Below are 18,753 nucleotides of genomic sequence, written 5' to 3'. Positions count from 1 at the left end.
TAATGTTTCTAACACTCGTTCGCCGAGAACTCCTTGACAATTTAATGACGTTCAGATTTGCGGCAGCTGTTGTGATTATGCTGTTGCTTGTCGTTGCGAATACCGTTGTGCTCATCAAGGATTATGAACAGCGGTTGGCGGATTATAACACTGCTGTCAAAACCCACCGGCAGGAACTCCTGCAGGAGAGCAACACCTATTCAGATGCAATGCTTGGACCCTGGGGGATGCACATTGACCGTCCGCCGAACCCGTTGAGCATTTTCAACACCGGTTTAGATAAGCGATTGGGCAACGAAATTAGAGTTTCTCACAGTTTTACGCCGACAATTTGGGATGCCAAAAAGTACGCGGCGGACAATCCATTGTTCAACATCCTCACTTCAATTGATATTGTCCTTATTTTTCAAGGGATTCTTAGCCTATTGGCACTTATTTTCGCCTACGATGCTATCGCTGGAGAATATGAACACGGCACGTTACGCTTGGTACTCACCCATCCTGTGGGACGTGGGGTCATCCTGTTCGCCAAATATATCGGTGCGATGGTCTGCTTGCTCGTGCCGTTGTTGATGAGTCTGCTCCTAATGCTCATTTTGCTGACAACATCCGCCATGATCTCCCTGAACACCGATGATTTTCTGCGTATCGGTGGAATTGTGCTTACGTCCCTCGTCTATCTATCACTGTTCTACCTCATCGGCATGCTCATTTCTGCGATCACACGCCGAACCAGTACTGCGCTCATCCTCTCGATGTTCGTCTGGGGATTTTTAGTACTCGTCTACCCAAATCTGATTCTCACTGCAGTCGATACTACCCCGCGCACGGACACGGAATCCGCTGCTTACCAGCAGGTGAAACGGATCTGGGAGGAACTTGAGAGAGAGTGCGGACAGTTTCTCCGGAACGACCCTGTCCTATCAACAGAAGATTGGAGAGATTACATTTATGGGGTGATATCAGACCAGCCATCACGTTTAGTGTTTTGCTACCTCAGCAAGGCTTCAAGCGATCTTGAAACGATTGACGCGAAATTTGAACCTTATGTGCCGCACGTCCAGAATTATTTCCGCTTCCTCGGACCGTTAATGGTCAATTCCGCGGAACGAGCATGGCTCATCCGAAAGCCAGCCTTCGAGAAGATCCACGTCCAACCGGCAAATAGCGCGCGAATGTTGTTGAAATTTTCACCTGCGGGTTTGTATGATACCGCAACCGAAGCTTGGGCAGGCACCGACTTCAATGGCACCCGAGATTTTTTCACAGCGGTACAAAACTACCGACAAGCAATCATCAATTACTTTCATGATGAAAAGATATTTGCGTCCCGACAGTGGTTTTCTTCTGATCAGGGTGCCGTCGATTGGGACACACTCCCGCAGTTCTCTTTTCAGAGAAGCGATATAGGTATCAATGCAAAACGAGCAGTGCCGGATCTGTTTCTGTTGCTTACGATGAATGTCCTTCTTTTTATAGCGATATTTCTGGTTTTTATCAAAAGTGAGGTGTGAAGTAGTTAACAGTTTCCAGTTTTCAGTTTTCAGTTAATACGCCTCTTTTGACTGATTTCTGTTGCTGGGTTAATAGACACAATAATTGAGGTGAGGAAGATGCTAACCTCTTTCCTGCGGCGGCTGAAAACTGTTAACTGGTTACTGGTTACTGATTACTTATGTGGCATATTACGAAACGTGAACTCTATAATAATTTGAATAGCCTCCGATTTGCGCTGACGACTGTGTTGCTGCTGGCACTGATGGTAACCAACGCCGTTAGACATATCCGAGAGCATCCGAAACGGGTCCAGAAGTATCACGACGCTGTCACTGCATCTATGAACCTGCTAACGTCTCGCGCCGATGACAGTCTCTATACACTGGCACACGAAGGACCCGGAGAGATTTACAAAAAGCCGTCGCCGCTCCATTTCTGCGCAGCGGGTGGCGAAGTCCTTTTACCCGATAGGGTTGACAGCCCTCATGGTAGCAGGGGATTCTGGAGACTGACCTATCCAGATGTCAACATAAATATGAAGAATGTTGGACCCGACGTTTCCCAAATCGATTGGGTATTCATCATCGGTTATGTCTTGAGTCTCATCGCACTTATTTTCACTTTTGATGCGATCTCCGGCGAACGCGAGCACGGCACGCTCCGATTAATGTTGGCGAATTCAATCCCTCGGCATACGGTGCTGATCGGTAAGTTTTTGGGGGCATTGATCAGTACGAGCATTCCCTTTATGCTTGCTGTGTTGGTGAACCTTTTGATGCTTTCCTCGGCAAGTGCTGTTCACCTGAATATCCAAGCGTGGGGACGTATAGGTATCATTCTCTTTATCGCGCTTTTGTACACGTGTCTGTTTCTGGCGTTAGGGTTGTTAGTCTCGGCGCGTGTGCAACGGAGTGCCGTGAGTCTTGTGATACTTCTGTTGACATGGGTCACTTTTGTCGCTTTTATGCCGAGTACGCTCGCCGCACTTGCGAGCGGCTTTTCATCATCTATGTCTCGCCATGAATATTTTGACCGATACGGCCAAAGTTATCACAAACTTCGGAGAACTTGGCGATACGCTTGGTACCAGTCAAATGACGAAAAAATGCTAAGGATAAGAGGGGAGTGGCACACCAAAATAGCAATAAGCGACGAGCGCGTGGCTGGGGAGTACTTAACCTTTAAAATTACCCAAGTTCAACGTGCGCGTGCGATCACCCGTATCTCACCCGCGGCACTCCTCCAACATCTGCTTGAGGCGTTTGCCGGAACAGGTCTGGATAGGTACCAGCAATTTACTGAGAATGCTCAGCGTTACGCCCGTGAATACCGAGAATTCGTCGTAGATATGGAGAGAGGCGATCCAGAGAGCCGCCATATCATGGGCGTTCGCGAGGGGATGTCCCAGAAACCCATCAATCCCGAGGCGGTCCCAAGATTTGAAGACACACGCAACATCGGTAAGGATTTCAATACCGCTGCGACGGAGTTGTTGCTGTTGACGCTGTTTGTCGTAGTTTTGCTGGCGGGTGCCTATCTCGCGTTTGTGCGTGTTGAAATCTAATTAATTTATGTTAAATTCTTAGCGTTTTTTCTTGACATCATTTTCTCTAAGTGCTAAAATATTAGCATATTACCTGCATTTATAGTAAAACCCGTAATTATCTACACACCAACGCAAGGGCGAGGTTACAAACCTCGCCAGCGGCAGCAGGGCGTTTGTTTCCTGACGAACTGTAAACATATTTTCGGATTTCACTATAACGTGCATCCAAGAGTAATATTATCCAGAGAGTTTGAACTTTAACCACAAACCATTTAGGCAGCCACAAGGGCTGCCCCTACAAGGGACGAAAAATACACTTAGATTTACCCAACTTGAACGTCAAAATTTATAAGGGAGGCAACACATGTCAGATGATAAGCATCAACAAGATTTGGTAACACAGATTAAGAACTACCACAGGTCCGGTGAATTCGATAAGGCTTTAGAGATCAGTAACCGCGTCCTAAAATCCGATCCGCCGGATTTGGAGGCTTACGATTCTCGATGGAGACTCATCGCCGAAATGTTTTCAGAAGAAGTCGCAAAGAAAAGGATTGTACCTGAAATCGAAACCTTACTGCGGACACAACCAGAAACCTCGGAGTTATTATACACTGCCTGCTGGGGATATAAGAAACTTCCCGGCCGTGCAAAGAATGTCCCAAACAGTTTGTTTGATAAGATGTTGCAATATCCTAAAACCAAACTTTACCTGACAGCACTGTTGGGATTAGCACAACGGAGCGAAGGCACGGATCAAGAGTGGCACTATTACCAACGCATCATTAATGAGTGCACCGTCTCAGATGGCCCATCTTCTTGGTATATGATGGCTTATGAAAAAATGCTGAAGTTAGTCGAGCAGGATCGCGATCTGGCAAGTGATGACTACATTGACGAACTTATTGACGGACTCCTGAAAGCACATCTTTTTATGTGCCGAGAGACACAGCAGTTCCTCGGTTGGGCTTATATTGAAGCGGTTGAACGGCGGTTGAAGTTTAACAATCGATTAGACAAAGCGTTGGAAATTTTAGAACGCGCTGAAATCAGATTAGAGGAGAAAGAGGAACAGACGTGGCTCGTCGAAAACAACGAAGGATCTGTCGAAGGAGTGCACAAGGACATCTCGCGTTTACGCGCTGAAATCCACCTTCAGCAGGGACGATGGCGAGAAGCATACGATGGACTTCTCGCAAACGCACCCGATTTTCTGGAATCCCTCTGGACAAGGTTTAAAGAGGATAGTATAAATTACTTCTATATGTTGGGCCGGTCGGCAGAAGGAATTGGAGAATGGGAACCAGCACGGCATTACTACGCCAATGCCTCCTTCGCGCCTACACCTCATACCGAAGGTCAGGTGGGATTGGAACGTGTTTATCAGCAAATGGCGCGAGGAGAAACCACCGATACGTTTGAGGCATTCCTCAAAGAAACCGAAGCCGAATACCGGATCCGAGAAGATGCGGACCGCGAAAATATCCGTCAGAAATTTATCACGAACAGATTGAATGAGAAAGCAACGGATTTTCGGTTAGAAACTCTGGAAGGGGAGACCTACACACTATCAGAGATGTTAGGCAAGGTTGTTTTGCTGGATGTTGGGGCATCGTGGTGTGGACCGTGCAACATGGCAGTTCCTCAACTCAAACTCATCTACGAGCATTTTAGCAAGACCAAAGATTTCGTCATTTGGGGTGTCAATGATGGGGAAACCCCTCAACAAGTGCGGAAGTCTTTAGACGAACATCAGCCACCTTGGCCCGTTTTGCTTGATCCCACTCGGGAGGTAGCTAAGGCATATAAAGTCAGAGCCATTCCAAAATTTATTTTCATTGATAGAAACGGCTATTGGCAATACAACTTTGGTAGTTCAAATATCATAGATGGACAGCCGTTAATTTGGCTGATTGAAGCTCTTCTATCAGATTAGGTGATAATGCGTTAATTTATGCTAAAATTTTAGCATTTTTCCTTGACATAGTTTTCTGTAAATGCTAAAATTTTAGCATATTACGAAAAGGGGTGAAAAAATGGAAGACTACGGGACCGTCAAACTGAGTCGCCGGGAACGGCAAATCATGGATATCGTCTATCAACACGGTCGCGTTTCCGTTGCCGATGTGCTCAAAGATCTCCCGGATCCGCCAACCTACTCTACAGTTCGGGCACTGTTGGGAATCTTGGAGGAGAAGGGGTACCTCATCCACGAAAAAGATGGCAAACGTTATATCTATCGTCCAACGCAACCCCGCCATCTTGTAGGACGTTCCGCGCTCAAACAGATTTTTCAGACTTTTTTTGATAAATCCATTGAGAAAACGGTTATAGCACTGGTTTCCGAAGTTGACCTCTCGGATGAGGAACTCGATCGTTTAAGCCAACTCATTGAACAAGCGAAAAAAGGAGGCACCTCGTCATGATGCGATTCATTGAGACACTCTATGCAGACCCATTGCTGAAATTTCTCGTTGACACTACGATGAAAAGTTTGGTTATTTTCGCCGTTGCGGGTTTATTCGCATTTTGCCTTCGTCGTAAATCGGCGGCGGTGCGCGGTTTCGTTTGGAGCATGGCAATTGTCGGATGCCTCACCGTCCCACTGTTTTCTTTCGTGCTCCCGAAGTGGGAGCTCGGTATTCTACCGGCAGAAGCACCAGTTTCAATTGCACAGAGCCAATTGTCACCAAAGCCGGTATCGTCAATACCAATCACATCAATACAGCCTCAACCTAACTCTGTGACAGTTCAGAGCGGTCCCCTTACCACACTGCATTGGACAGACTGGATGGCGATAATCTGGGCAGGTGCTGGTTTGTTTCTTCTCATCCGTTTGATTGTTGGAATCGGTGCTGTCTGGCATATCTCTGCTCGTGGTAACAATTTTAGCCGTGCTGCCGAGAAGTGCCGATCCAATTGGAACCAACGAACAAATGTCCGTCTCAGCAATAGGATTACAGTACCAATAGTTTGGGGTTTCTTACGTCCTGTAATCTTGCTGCCGGTTGATGCGGATCAATGGCAAACCGAGCGACTTCGCGCTGTTCTCCTACACGAATTGGCACATATCAAACGATGGGATTGGACGATGCAGATGGTCGCACAGGTAACGTGTGCAGTCTACTGGTTTAATCCGTTCGTATGGTTTGCAGCACATCGGATGCGGATAGAAGCAGAACAAGCGTGCGACGACCAAGTACTAAACGCTGGGTATCAATCAACCAAGTACGCGCAACTTCTGCTTGATATTACACGCAATGTGAAAATAGCAAAGGTGACGGCGCGTGCGGCTGTCGCGATAGCACGCTCCTCCAAGATTGAAAGACGCCTCCGAACCGTTCTCGCTGAAAATCTAAATCGGCATCCGGTGAAAAAGGTTGCTGCCGGAATCGGACTGCTCATTTTCATCGGTTTCGCTGTCCCAATGGGAACGATGCGTTTAACACAAGCAGCGAACACAGAAGAGGTGCTGCACCAACAAATTCAGGGGACATCCAATTCGCAACCGACCCCAGAGGAATTGCTATCGAAATCTGAAGCACATTCACAAGCCTCAGGTTTGGACCAGGACGAGAAACACACTGAAATCTGCACCCAAAATTTGCTTGCGATTGGTAAGGCGATTCAAGCCTTCCAGAAAGAACACAACGATTTTCCCCAGTGGCTCTCAGATCTTCACCCGAAATACTTGGCAGATGCAAACAACCTACTTTGTCCGGCGGATACCAAAGGTGGCAAGCCACTTTTTCTTATCAACGCGGATCCGAAGATGCCTGTGAGTTATGGCTACCAGTTTCACACTGGGTATCGAGAAAGAACGCGGGAAAACCTCGCTATATATGGCGATGTCATACCACTCGCTCGTTGCCGACATCATACGAATCAATCGTTTGCTTGTCTAAACCTGAGTTTTTCCTTGAAGGTTTACCAGTCATCCAATGTCTGGGAACAGACACCGGAAGAGATGTATGGAACACCTGAAGAAACCATCATCGCCTTAGAAGCGGGCCTTCAACAACAACAGGAACGACAACTGGACAACCATCTTGCCTTTCATCTCTACTCTTCGCTTGTCCGTCTCTATATTGAAGTTGGACGGCAGGAAGATGCCAACAGACTTATTAATCGTTTCAAATCTGCTATAAAACCCGACGATCTTCAGGCACATTTTCTTCTCAGCAGGATGCTTGAGATGGCAAACAGGGATGAAGAAGTGCTTGCGGTTTTCGAGAAATTTGAGAAACGGCATCCAAACAATCGCTATGCCCTTGCGGAGCTCGCTCGAATCCATGAGGAATTCGGTAATTCCGATCTCGCCGCGGAATATCGGCAAAAGGCGGATCCGATGTCGGAACTTGTTGGGAAAGTTGTGCCTGACTTCTCTGCAACTGCCCTTGATGGAAAACCGATCTCGCTCCAACAATATCGCGGGAAAGTCATCTTACTCGACTTCTGGGGAATCTGGTGCGGTTTCTGCCTCGCGGAAATGCCAAACGTGAAACGGGTTTACAATACCTACAAAGACCAGGGATTTGACATCATCGGGGTTAACCTTGACACGGATGAAACGAGACTGCGAAACTACCTCAAGGAGAATGAAATCCAGTGGCGGCAAATTTTCAGCGGACAAAAATGGAAAAGTCCTCTTGTCCAACAGTATCATATTCGTTCCATTCCCGCACCGTGGCTTATTGATAGAGATGGCACACTCATCTCACGCGAAGCCAGAGGGATGAAGTTAGAACGACTTGTAATAGAAGCACTCAAGGATAAGACCGCGAATGAATAGCCGAAATTGACAAAGGGGAACAAAATGAAACGGTTTTTGATACTTTTTCTGGCAGTTAGCGTAATGCTAAGTTTCATAGCAATCTCATTAGAAAGCATACCTGTCCAAGAATTTCCAGAACATTCCGGGAACATCAAAATCTTTCTTGATATTGCAGGGGACGAGGAACTTAAACCTTTAGTAGAGGAACATTTTCTTGAAGCCTTTAGTAGAGCCGAAAATATAACTGCTGTTTTGGAGATTGAGAAGGGTGTATCTTATGTGGTATCCATCGTTCTCGTCGAAGCACGAGTTGGCGAAGATAGGCGAAAAACCGGTAATATTGTTGCCTGTGTTCAGTATATTGATTATTTTGACAATAGTATTCTCAAACCGGATGTTGCTGTGTCAAATTGGGAACGCGTTAACGATCTCACAGTAAACCTGATTGAACATTCTCAAGCAGGTTTGTACCTATTCCCTAAAAATGATTTAGGAAACGTGGCAAGCAGTGTCGTTGCTAAATTCCAGAAACTATTTTTGGAAGCGCGTGAATAGTCAATTCTCGCAGATGCGGGAAATATTCAATACTATTTCATAAGAAATTTGAAAAGGAGAATACTGAAATGAAAGCAATTTTGACTGTAGCGATGATCCTGAGTTTACTAATGGCTTCTGCGAACGCAGATACACCTGCAGAAAAGCCGAGTGAAGATCTCACCGAGGCACAGAGCCAGAAAAACATTGAAATCTGCACACAAAATTTGGTTGCAATTGGCAAGGCGGTTGAAGCCTATAAGAAAGAACACGGCGATTTTCCAGAGTGGCTATCGGAACTGCATCCGAAGTATTTGCCAGATGCGAATCTCTTGCTGTGTCCGGCAGATGAATTGGGTGGCAAACCAATCTTTACAAGCAACGCGGACCCGAAAATGCCGGTAAGTTATGGGTACCAGTTTCACCCTGAATATAGAGCAATGAAAAGTGAAGAACGTGTAGTGTATGGGGACGTTATACCCCTGGCTCGTTGTCGGCATCATAAGAATCAAGCGTTTACGGTTCTAAACTTGAGTTTCGCTTTTAAAGTATTTTGGTCATCGGGTGTGTACACATCGGAAGAGATATATGGTAGTCCCGAAGCAGCTATCACTGCTCTTGAAGAGACACTTGAACGACACCCAGATGACCCTCGTTTCTTTGAAATCTATCCGCGGCTTATCAGTCTCTATACTAAAGTAGGAAACGAACAATCTGCAAACGCCATCGTTGAGCGTCTCAAGTCATACAAGACAACAGACATTGATTATTATCGAATGCTATTCGAAGTGCTTGCGAGAGCCGAGCGATATGAGGAAATGCTTGAGATTTTTAAGGAGGCGGAGCAGCAGCTTCCTGATGCACAACCTATCCATGCGAGACTTGCCTACATCTATAGGAGATTAGGAAATACTGAGCTTGCTGACGTGTATGACCGCAAGGCTGATCCTAAATATGAATTGTGGGGAAAATCGGTGCCTGACTTTTCCGCAATTGATCTCGATGGGAATCCGATCTCGTTGCAAGACTACCGCGGAAAAGTCGTTTTGCTCGATTTTTGGGCGGTTTGGTGTGGTCCGTGCATCGCAGAAATGTCCAACGTCAAGAAAGTCTACGATACCTATAAAGACCAAGATTTTGATATTATCGGGGTCAGTCTTGATGATGAGGAACCGAAACTGCGGGACTACATTAAGGAGAACAACATCCAATGGCGGCAAATTTTCGATAGAGCAAGGGGTGAAGATTCTCTGGTCCGGCAATACGGTATCCGTGGTATTCCAGCACCGTGGCTTATTGATAGAGATGGCAAATTAATTTCGCATAAAGCCAGAGGTGAAGATTTAGAACGGCTTGTGGTGGAAGCACTCAAGGATAAACCGGAAGACCGATAGGATGTTTACTATGGTATCCCAAGTTGCTGCCTAATAGGTTTTGGGTGTTTATAGTAAAATCCGAAAAGTGGTATGTCTATAGAAAATCGCACCATCGCTGGCGAGGTTCCTAACCTCGCCTCCCAATGTCTAAGTAATTGTATACTTCACCATAAATCGTTCCAACAATGGGAGTGGAGATAATGATAGACCGTCGTAACGTGCTAAGCACTTCAGCAACTGTTCCAGTGCAAGCACATTGGGATCCGATTGAGAACACAGCGAATAACCTGCAGTGGGCAACAGAAGAAAAGTTTAATCGATCCAAGGCACAGTGGCAAGAACCGGTGGATATGACATGGAAACAGTGGCTAAAGTTATTCAACCCCGGACCTGCACATCCACTGAAGAACTACAGCACAACGGATTTCCAAGTCTTCCTTCCACCATCAACGGCTAACGTCGGGGATGTCTGGGACTTGGAGCCGGAGGGGATTCTTCCCTTTCTCCAACAGTTTCATTCAGGCGCAACAATGAATCTCAGACACGGTCAGAACGGTGCAAAGGCGTGCTTACGGGCACTTTCGCCTGAATATGCTGAGATCACCTTCCGAATCCACGCCCGCTTCATACTGGATGCGTCCATCGGTGCTCGCTTTAGCCCAGCCCAATTTGCTGGACATCTCGTCATCAACCGCAAGAGTGGAACGATTTGTCAATGGACGCTATCGCTTCCACCCCGCAACAGCAATGTAGATATCGTAGCCTTTAGAACCGCCGATATAGGATTTGTTCCTCGTATGGAACTCTGCAGTTTATCAGAGACGCAGCCAAAATCGATTGCTTGGGAAACGGCTATCACTGCGGAAGAAGTTGAGAGGAAGTTTCAGGATGCGTTCTACAAGTTCTTTGAAATTGAATGGACTCCGATTGAAGATGCGGTTGAACGCGCGAAAGCATCGAATCGCCCGATTCATGCAGTCCTTTTATTCGGTGTACTCGACGATGAATCGTGCTGAGGGTCGGGCAAAAGTTTGAGAGCGGGTCCGCTCTCCTCACCGAAAATTATTAAGTTGCTCAACACGCACTTTGTGAATGTTTGGGTTTTGCTTAGAGAGTTACCTGAGCTGCAGGCGGGCACTAAAGGGGCATCAGCTGCTGCCTTGGCAACGAAACTCCGACAACATTACACCGATTCTGTGGACATTCTGACACTGACCCCCGACTTGGAAGTGCTCGGACATCTACACAATATGAGTCTGTTTCATCCGTACTACCTGCCTCGTAGTGAGCGGATACCTCGGTATTTAGAACTGTTAAAGTCGTCTGCGGGGGTGGAAGTTGCGGCACAAAAGCCGAGCAAAAAACCCAACGAGGCAAACATTGAAAAATCTATCGCCGATTTGGAAGCGCGGCTTCAGCAACACCCAGATAATGAAAGTTTTTTCTATATCTACCGCATACTTATTCGTCTCTATATTAAAGCTGGACGGGAAAACGACATAGATCAACTTATTGAGCGTTTCAAAATTTTCTTCAACCCTAAAAGCCTTATTGCTGAGATTCATGAAGAATTAGGCAACACCGAACTCGCAATGGAATACCGCAGCAAGGTTACGCCTCCGTTGGCGTTGCTTGGAAAACCTGTTCCCAATTTTTCCGCAACAGACCTTGATGGCAAACCGATTTCGCTCCAGCAACATCGCGGGAAAGTCGTCTTACTCGATTTTTGGGCGGTTTGGAACAGTTTCTGCATCAGTGATATACTGAATGTCAAAAGGATTTACGACACCTATAAAGACCAGGGATTTGCGGTCATTGGGATTAGCCTCGACACGGATGAAACGAAGCTCCGAAACTACCTCAAGGAAAACGACATCCGCTGGCAGCAAATTTACAGTGGGAAAGAACGACAGTGTCCGCTTGTGAAACAGCATAACGTTAAATCTATTCCAGCCCGGTGGCTTATTGATAGAGATGGTACGTTGATCGCCCATGAAGCCAACCATAAGTTGATCTCTCGCGAAGGTAGACAGGCGAATTTAGAGAAGTTGGTGGCAGCGGCGGGGTCGGATAAACCTAAGAACCAATAGCCGCGTCCCACCGAAAAGGCGCGAAGGAGCTCCTCATGACACTAAAACAGATACAGGTTTACGTGATGTTAGGTATCGCGTTGTTAGTAAGCAGTAGCCTTTTGACCGAAAATGCACAAGCCAGGGTTCAGGCACTTTCCTTTATCTCCGAACACGAAGGGACTGCTGATCTCTATCTCATTGATAGCACAGGTCAGGATCTACGAAAACTTGACACCAATAACGCAAAAAAAGGGGGCGAGCACGCTTGGTCACCTGATGGTCGCTTTCTTGCATACGTATCCAGAGAAATAGGGAAAACCACTATCCACGTAATGGACCTCCAGAGCAAGGAATCGCGTCGGTTGATAGACCATCCAGGACGGAACTATTCTCCTGCTTGGTCGCCTAATGGGAAGTGGATTGGCTTTGTCTCCGATCGAACCGGGGATCGGCAGATCTATAGAATCAATGCAAATGGATCAAATCTGAAACAGTTGACAAAAAAAGGGGACAATACAAATCCTACTTGGTCGCCAGACAGCCAATGGATCGCCTTTACCTCCTATCAAGGACCGGAGCATAGGGCGGACAATTTTTTGATCTATGTGATGACTGCCGATGGTGGAAGATTGAGAAAACTGGGAAAAGGTGCGTTAGCGGGATGCACATGGTCTCCCAATGGCAAACAGATTGCCTATGCGACAACGAGTTTGGAAAATGAAACCAAGAATATCCTCGTCATTGATATAGATGGGAATAACCTTCGCCAACTGACGCGATTAGGGGCACGTGAATGGGCGAGTAATCCCGCATGGTCACCTGATGGACAATGGATTGCCTATGCTTTCCAAAGAATAGTGCGGCTGCCGGGACCCGGTGAAGCACTCCCCGTCGATGAAATCTTTGGAGATAGTGCCATCCACCTTGTAAAGGCTGCAGGTGGACTCAGCGACCCCATTGAAATAGTAAATGAGTTGTCACTGGGTTTGCATCCGGAATGGGTGCCGGAGGCATTCTTGCCCGTTTCACCGAGCACAGAAAAGCAAATAGTGCCGTGGGGCAGACTCAAGCAGCATTGACGATATAGGAGGACTATTTAGTTTCCGCTTTTTCGCCCAATTTTGGACCCCCAGGCCCGGACTGATAACCGACAAAAAAGTGGATTTGAATTCCGAGTTATGCTATCATATAGCGCACAAATACTCTAAATGAGGTGATAAATGAAACTCGGTGTATCCACTTACTCCTATTGGCATTTCAAGTCTGAACGCGTTCCCATTGAGCACGTCATTGAGGAAGCCGCGCGGCTTGAACTCAATGGCGTTGAAATCCTACATCAACAGATGGCATCGGAAGCGAATCCGTATCTTCAGAAACTCAAACGGCTCGCTTTCATTCATGGACTCGATCTCTACGCACTCTCCATCCATCAAGGCTTCGTCTCGCCAGACGAGGCAACACGACAAAAAAACATCAATCATACCATCCATTGCATCCGATTAGCACACGAACTCGGTATCCCGGCGATTCGCCTCAACTCAGGACGGTGGGGCACCGTCCCTTCCTTCAATGAACTGATGAAAACTGAAGGGCAAGAACCGACACTTCCCGGACACACAGAAGATGAGGCATTTGAATGGGTCATCGCCTCCATCGAAAAATGTCTTCCAGATGCCGAAAAATATGGGGTCGTCCTCGGACTCGAAAACCACTGGGGATTAACATGCACACCTGAAGGGGTCAATCGTATCGTTTCTGCCATTGATTCAGAATGGTTGAAGGTGACAATGGACTGTGGTAATTTCCTCTCAGATCCATACCAAAAACTGGAACAGATCGCCGATGAAGCGGTGCTTGTTCACGCCAAAACCTATTACGGCGGTGGTGAATGGTATACATTAGAGTTGGACTATGCTAAAATAATCAACATTCTAAGAAATGCTGGATTTCAGGGATACATATCCATTGAATTTGAAGGGAAGGCGCATGCAAATATCGGGGTTCCACAGAGTGTGGCGATGCTCCGCGATGCCCTCCCCTGATAGAAAGGCACAAAACCGATAGGATTGGAGAATTTTCTAATGTTCAGAAAAGTTGTAATATCAATTTTGATTTTCGCACTGCTCGGAACAATAGGAAGGGACACGGCTATGGCAGACACAGGAGAAATGGCAGGCACAACGAACGCTTCGGAAGTTTGGCGTGCTTTGCAACGCCTACAGACAACTGCCACCGTCCTACACACCGTCGCGCACCCCGACGATGAAAACGGCGCGTTGTTGACATGGCTCAGTCGTGCCCGTGGTATCAGAACGGGATTATATTCAACCACGCGGGGTGAAGGGGGCGCGAACCTCATTGGGTCCGAATTATTCGACGCGTTGGGTATCGTCCGAACGGAGGAACACCTTGCCTCTGTCCGCTACTACGGTATAGACCTCTTTTTCAGCAGTGCTGTTGATTTCGGTTATTCCAAGCGACTCGATGAAACTCTGGAAAAATGGGACTATGAGATGCTTTTGGAAGATATGGTCCGCCTGATTCGTCTCTACCGTCCCGATGTTATCATCGCTCGGTATCAAGGGAATCGTCAAGATGGACACGGGCACCATCAAGCATCCGGCGTTGTGACCAAAGAGGCGTTCCGTGTCGCAGGCGATGCCAACCGGTTCCCGGAACACCTTTCCGCAGGACTACACGCGTGGCAACCGAAGAAACTTTATATTTCACGTTCCAGATGGCGACGCAGCAACGATACCGGTGATGTGCCTGTATTAAAAATTGACACAGGCGAATACAACGCCTTATTGGGGCTTTCATACTCCCAGATTGCACGCCAAGGGCTTAGCTACCAACGCTCACAAGGTGCCGGACAGACGCGCGCGTCCAAGGGTTCTTCGGTTTCGGAATTGCGCTTAGTAGACACAACCCTATCCGAGCAACCAAAGTCTGAAAACACGTTATTTGATGGACTCGACACAACGATTTCGGGCATGGCGAAACTCGCCAACATCCCTACTCTGAATGCGGAGTTTGCACAACTTCAGAATAGTGTTGATGCTGCTGTCAGTGCCTACGATGCCCGTCAGCCTTGGACGATTGTCCCTCATCTCGTAAGTGGGTTAAGAACAACTCGCGCGTTAATCGAAAGGATACAGGAAGCGGACATCAATAGCAATGATCAATCACATCTCCTTTTCCTACTTAGGAATAAAGAACAGGAATTTATGACCACTGCGAACGCCGCGCTTGGCGTGTCATTGGAAGTGCTTGTTCAACCCACCGGGGAACGCTCGCTTGACACCTTTACTGTCGCAATTCCTGGGCAAAAGTTTTCAATCGGAATTCGGATGGTGAATCCGGCACCGGTTGCCGCTGAATTCATCAATGCCTGGCTCGACACACCTGAAGGCTGGGACACGCATCAAATACAAGGAGACGAGGACGCGAAAGAGATGACTCCCATAGAGACGAACACACCCGTCTCTATCGCATTCGGGGTGGAAGTGCCACAAAATGCGGCATACACGCAACCCTATTGGTCGCGGGCATCCGAATATCACGATGCGGTCTATACACTCAATCATCCAGCGTCCCGTTTTCTACCCTTCACGCCACCTGAGGTTCACGGCGTTGTAACCTACCGTGTAGACGGTGTGGACTTTATAGTAACGCAGCCCGCCCAAACGCGTTCGATTAACCGACCTTGGGGTGAAAAACGGCGTTTGCTAACGGTTGCCCCTGCCATTAGTCTATCTGTCTCACCTCGTATCGGCGTTATTCCAATCTCTGAATCTACGATGACAGGTGGAAAAACCACCTTTATCGCAACGGTGGAGATGCTCAATAACGTAAAGGGTGAATCGGAAGGTACACTTTCGCTTAAACTTCCGGATGGATGGCAGGCATCCCCTGAAAACGCGCCTTTCGCCTTCACACACGAAGGTGCAAGCAAGACGTTTACTTTTGAGGTATCTACTGAGGGTGTGGAAGCAGGTAGTGTATACACAATTCAAGCAGTCGCTACATATAACAACAAAGAATATACCACCGGCTATCAGACAATTGATCATCGAGACCTTGAACCGCGCCACCTGTATCACCCTGCCACGATGACGCTGCATAGCATCTCGCTTGAACTTCCACAGAAGAACTTGAGCGTCGGCTACATCATGGGTGTAGGCGATAAAGTTCCTGAGGCTCTGGAACAGATTGGAATTGACGTAGAAATGTTAGACAGAGAGGAACTCCGTACCGGCGATTTGAACCGCTTCGATACGATCCTCGTCGGTATTCGGGCGTACGCCGTGCGGCGGGATCTTGTCGCCTATAACAGTAGACTACTCGACTACGTGCATAAGGGTGGTAATCTCATCGTCCAATATCAGACCCCGGAATTCGATGCAGCCCCCTTCGGTCCGTATCCTTATACAATGGGCAGACGACCGGAAGAGGTCTCCGAAGAGGATGCAAAGGTAACTATTTTGATGCCGGACAACGCCATCTTCCGCAGTCCGAATCAAATTACAGAGGCGGATTTCGATGGGTGGGTTGAGGAGCGCGGCTCCAAATTCCTTACCGAGTGGGACGCAAATTATCAGGCACTTCTCACATGCAACGACCGGGAGCAGGAACCGCAACACGGCGGATTTATGTATGCAGAATACGGACAAGGCACCTATACCTACGCCGCTTATGCCTTCTATCGGCAACTCCCGGCAGGTGTAGGCGGGGCATACCGCCTTTTCATTAATATGTTAACCCTGGGTCAGTGAGGGCGAGGTGACCTCGCCCCTACGCCTCTTCCCACGGTGCCACATCGCCAACAGGCTGTGGTGCCGGGAAGCGGCTTACGACATCAACAGGCTTGCCTGCATCCGACGATTCGATTATCCGTTCACAGACCTCTAATGCGTGCCGTGCCTGTGCGCCGTTACAGCGTGGGTTTCGGTCAGATCTGATTGCGTCTGCGAAATCCGCAACTCCTTTGCCCCAATCTAAGCCGGTAAAGGCTTTCGGCGGCGAGGGTTCATCTTGCCATCCACCCGATGGGGTAAATTTCTTGATACCGCGTCCATCATCGTGCGCCTGAAGGGAGAATCCGCCTGCTGTACCATGGATCTCATAAGGTGGAATTCCAGAAGCGACAGTAAAACTGTGATAGATGAACCCGTGGGCACCGTTCTCAAACTCCAGCACGGCAAACCCGTGATCTTTCTCATTTATCTCAAATTCAGTGCCTTCACGCGGCCCTTGGGTTAGCACCCGTTTCGGAACAGCGACTCGTGCAAAGCCATGCACAGTTTTCACTGGGGCGATCATGGTCGTCATCGTTGTTAGCGGATAAGGGGCGACATCCCGAAATGGACCGGCGTGCATCAGAAAAGCGTCCGCACTCGGATGCCAGTGTTCTAACGGACCACCGAAATTCCCGAGTGAAGAGATGACATCGCCGATTTCACCTTCACGTATGCGTTGCCAGACGTTCTGCTGAACATAGCCAAGAATCGCCGATGGTGCGCACGCGAGTTTTAAACCCATCGCTTCTGCTGTTTCCACGAGTTCGTTCGCCTCGTCTGTACGGATGGAAATTGGCTTTTCAGAATAGACATGCTTCCCTGCCTTCAGTGCCGCCAACGAAACCGGATAATGCGAAATATGAAGCGTCAAATTTACAATCGCCTCTACGTTTGCGTCATTTAGGACTTCGTCGAGCGATTTGTAAACGCGACCACCGTTCCGTTCTGCCAATGCTGAGGCACGCGTCTCGTCTTGATCATAGTAGCCAACCAATTCAATGAGATGTGGGTACGCTTGGCAGCGCGGTTGATAGCCTCCCGCGGATATCATGCCGCATCCGACAATCACCGTGCGGAGTGGAGTTGTATTGGACATTCAAAATGCTCCTTAATTACGTTTTATCTAACATATAACTTTCCAAATATTGTCCGATTTCTTCGCCGTTTTTAATTATGTCGGTGAAATATGTATCGCAAACATCGTTGAAACGTAAGAATACATCACGAGTCGTCGCATTCTCTTTCTCAAAAACACCTATAGGTTGGCAATTAACCCCCCATGCCTTGAACTGGTGTAATGTGATTGTGGCTGCCTGCGTTTTAGCACTATTATTTAGGGCAAACACAAATAAAGGGAGGACCTTTCCGTTTATTCTACAGTCTACCTTGTAAATTCCATCTGGATCATTCGTAGGGTGCTGCCAATTGAATGTCATACGCCTTGATTCAACCTTCTGATACAAAAAGGCTTGAAAATCGTCAATAAATGTTGACTTAACCGTATCTCGCGACAAGTACGTAACGTCAATGATCTTGAGTAGTGCCTGAACAAAGTCGTAAAGTGCTTCCCCATAATGCCTATCAGAGACATCAATAACTAATTCTCCGTCACAGTCTTCAACTTGGAACATAGATAGTGCTTTTAAAATTAACTTCTGGCGATTTCCACTATGAAGTCTCTGTTCATCCATATAGTATGAAAGGTGCATATAGGTGTGTGCCTCATCTGAGAGTACCCACCTCTCTCCCATTTTTTTCAGTACAATAACCAACTGATCCCCATCATTGAAATGGAAGGGTGTAAAAACGAGGAAGCGGTCTTTACCATCTGCTGAGAGTTGTATCTCTGCGGAAACCTTATCAATAAAGTCTTTTTCTATTGTTTTGATGGACATTGTTCTCACCTCCTAAAAAAGTTTTAATTCCAGCTGGGCAGGTAATTCAAAGCCCGCATCCTGTATAAGACACTGTAACGCACCTTCAAGATTATTATAGCGGTCTGTTTCCTCTGCATAAGTTTCCTCATCATATCCTCTCACCTGATATCGCTCTGTAGCAAAATGAATGTGGTAACCGTAAATTTTTTGTTTTTCAATTTTGCTGATATTTCTCAGAAGTTATGCGAAAGCCATAGTTATCAAGGTTCTTTTGGTAT

The 18,753-nt window shown here is 47.3% G+C and carries 14 protein-coding genes; 12 read left to right on the top strand and 2 right to left on the bottom strand.

What is annotated here, in order from left to right; genetic code table 11:
• Positions 1-2 precede the first annotated feature (2 nt).
• From OXH39_24330 to OXH39_24275, 12 genes are all read left to right on the top strand, one after another.
• Complete coding sequence (locus OXH39_24330) at positions 3-1,514, top strand: ABC transporter permease subunit (protein ID MCY3553594.1); 1,512 nt, start codon at positions 3-5, stop codon at positions 1,512-1,514.
• Between the two features lie 161 nt (positions 1,515-1,675).
• Entirely contained in the window at positions 1,676-3,061 is a 1,386-nt protein-coding gene (locus OXH39_24325; GenBank protein MCY3553593.1) for an ABC transporter permease subunit, read from the top strand.
• Between the two features lie 346 nt (positions 3,062-3,407).
• On the top strand, positions 3,408-4,979 hold the full coding sequence (locus tag OXH39_24320) for a redoxin domain-containing protein (protein MCY3553592.1): 1,572 nt from the start codon (positions 3,408-3,410) through the stop codon (positions 4,977-4,979).
• A gap of 100 nt (positions 4,980-5,079) precedes the next feature.
• The gene (locus OXH39_24315) at positions 5,080-5,469 is read left to right on the top strand and encodes a BlaI/MecI/CopY family transcriptional regulator (protein MCY3553591.1); all 390 of its coding nucleotides are present in this window, start codon (positions 5,080-5,082) and stop codon (positions 5,467-5,469) included.
• On the top strand, positions 5,466-7,835 hold the full coding sequence (locus OXH39_24310; protein MCY3553590.1) for a redoxin domain-containing protein: 2,370 nt from the start codon (positions 5,466-5,468) through the stop codon (positions 7,833-7,835). Before OXH39_24315 ends, OXH39_24310 begins: the two co-directional genes overlap by 4 nt.
• 24 nt (positions 7,836-7,859) lie before the next feature.
• Complete coding sequence (locus OXH39_24305) at positions 7,860-8,372, top strand: hypothetical protein (protein ID MCY3553589.1); 513 nt, start codon at positions 7,860-7,862, stop codon at positions 8,370-8,372.
• A gap of 68 nt (positions 8,373-8,440) precedes the next feature.
• Positions 8,441-9,745: a redoxin domain-containing protein gene (locus OXH39_24300; GenBank protein MCY3553588.1), complete on the top strand. Its 1,305-nt coding sequence runs from the start codon at positions 8,441-8,443 to the stop codon at positions 9,743-9,745.
• Positions 9,746-9,927: 182 nt separating this feature from the next.
• Positions 9,928-10,743, top strand: coding sequence for a hypothetical protein (locus tag OXH39_24295; protein ID MCY3553587.1), 816 nt, complete (start codon positions 9,928-9,930; stop codon positions 10,741-10,743).
• A 54-nt stretch (positions 10,744-10,797) separates the two neighbouring features.
• Positions 10,798-11,817, top strand: coding sequence for a TlpA disulfide reductase family protein (locus OXH39_24290; protein ID MCY3553586.1), 1,020 nt, complete (start codon positions 10,798-10,800; stop codon positions 11,815-11,817).
• Between the two features lie 35 nt (positions 11,818-11,852).
• Positions 11,853-12,878, top strand: coding sequence for a hypothetical protein (locus OXH39_24285; protein MCY3553585.1), 1,026 nt, complete (start codon positions 11,853-11,855; stop codon positions 12,876-12,878).
• 141 nt (positions 12,879-13,019) lie between these two features.
• Positions 13,020-13,841, top strand: coding sequence for a sugar phosphate isomerase/epimerase (locus OXH39_24280; GenBank protein ID MCY3553584.1), 822 nt, complete (start codon positions 13,020-13,022; stop codon positions 13,839-13,841).
• 108 nt (positions 13,842-13,949) lie between these two features.
• On the top strand, positions 13,950-16,574 hold the full coding sequence (locus OXH39_24275; protein MCY3553583.1) for a PIG-L family deacetylase: 2,625 nt from the start codon (positions 13,950-13,952) through the stop codon (positions 16,572-16,574).
• Positions 16,575-16,593: 19 nt separating this feature from the next.
• Here OXH39_24275 and OXH39_24270 read toward each other — a convergent pair whose 3' ends face one another.
• A complete protein-coding gene (locus OXH39_24270) occupies positions 16,594-17,694 on the bottom strand; it encodes a Gfo/Idh/MocA family oxidoreductase (protein ID MCY3553582.1) in 1,101 nt (366 codons plus the stop codon).
• Positions 17,695-17,710: 16 nt separating this feature from the next.
• Positions 17,711-18,493, bottom strand: a complete 783-nt coding sequence (locus tag OXH39_24265) for a DUF1828 domain-containing protein (GenBank protein ID MCY3553581.1) — start codon at positions 18,491-18,493, stop codon at positions 17,711-17,713.
• Positions 18,494-18,753 lie beyond the last annotated feature (260 nt).

The sequence above is a fragment of the Candidatus Poribacteria bacterium genome (assembly GCA_026702755.1).
GTDB lineage: Bacteria > Poribacteria > WGA-4E > WGA-4E > WGA-3G > WGA-3G.
The sequence above is the reverse complement of the archived record's forward strand: the minus strand, read 5'-3'. Positions and strand labels throughout refer to the sequence as shown.

What these genes read in the sequence shown, in the direction of transcription:
- OXH39_24330 (MCY3553594.1), top strand. Translation starts at nt 3, where the DNA reads ATGTTTCTAACACTCGTTCGCCGAGAACTCCTTGACAATTTAATGACG.
- OXH39_24325 (MCY3553593.1), top strand. Translation starts at nt 1,676, where the DNA reads ATGTGGCATATTACGAAACGTGAACTCTATAATAATTTGAATAGCCTC.
- OXH39_24320 (MCY3553592.1), top strand. Translation starts at nt 3,408, where the DNA reads ATGTCAGATGATAAGCATCAACAAGATTTGGTAACACAGATTAAGAAC.
- OXH39_24315 (MCY3553591.1), top strand. Translation starts at nt 5,080, where the DNA reads ATGGAAGACTACGGGACCGTCAAACTGAGTCGCCGGGAACGGCAAATC.
- OXH39_24310 (MCY3553590.1), top strand. Translation starts at nt 5,466, where the DNA reads ATGATGCGATTCATTGAGACACTCTATGCAGACCCATTGCTGAAATTT.
- OXH39_24305 (MCY3553589.1), top strand. Translation starts at nt 7,860, where the DNA reads ATGAAACGGTTTTTGATACTTTTTCTGGCAGTTAGCGTAATGCTAAGT.
- OXH39_24300 (MCY3553588.1), top strand. Translation starts at nt 8,441, where the DNA reads ATGAAAGCAATTTTGACTGTAGCGATGATCCTGAGTTTACTAATGGCT.
- OXH39_24295 (MCY3553587.1), top strand. Translation starts at nt 9,928, where the DNA reads ATGATAGACCGTCGTAACGTGCTAAGCACTTCAGCAACTGTTCCAGTG.
- OXH39_24285 (MCY3553585.1), top strand. Translation starts at nt 11,853, where the DNA reads ATGACACTAAAACAGATACAGGTTTACGTGATGTTAGGTATCGCGTTG.
- OXH39_24280 (MCY3553584.1), top strand. Translation starts at nt 13,020, where the DNA reads ATGAAACTCGGTGTATCCACTTACTCCTATTGGCATTTCAAGTCTGAA.
- OXH39_24275 (MCY3553583.1), top strand. Translation starts at nt 13,950, where the DNA reads ATGGCAGACACAGGAGAAATGGCAGGCACAACGAACGCTTCGGAAGTT.
- OXH39_24270 (MCY3553582.1), bottom strand. Translation starts at nt 17,694, where the DNA reads ATGTCCAATACAACTCCACTCCGCACGGTGATTGTCGGATGCGGCATG.
- OXH39_24265 (MCY3553581.1), bottom strand. Translation starts at nt 18,493, where the DNA reads ATGTCCATCAAAACAATAGAAAAAGACTTTATTGATAAGGTTTCCGCA.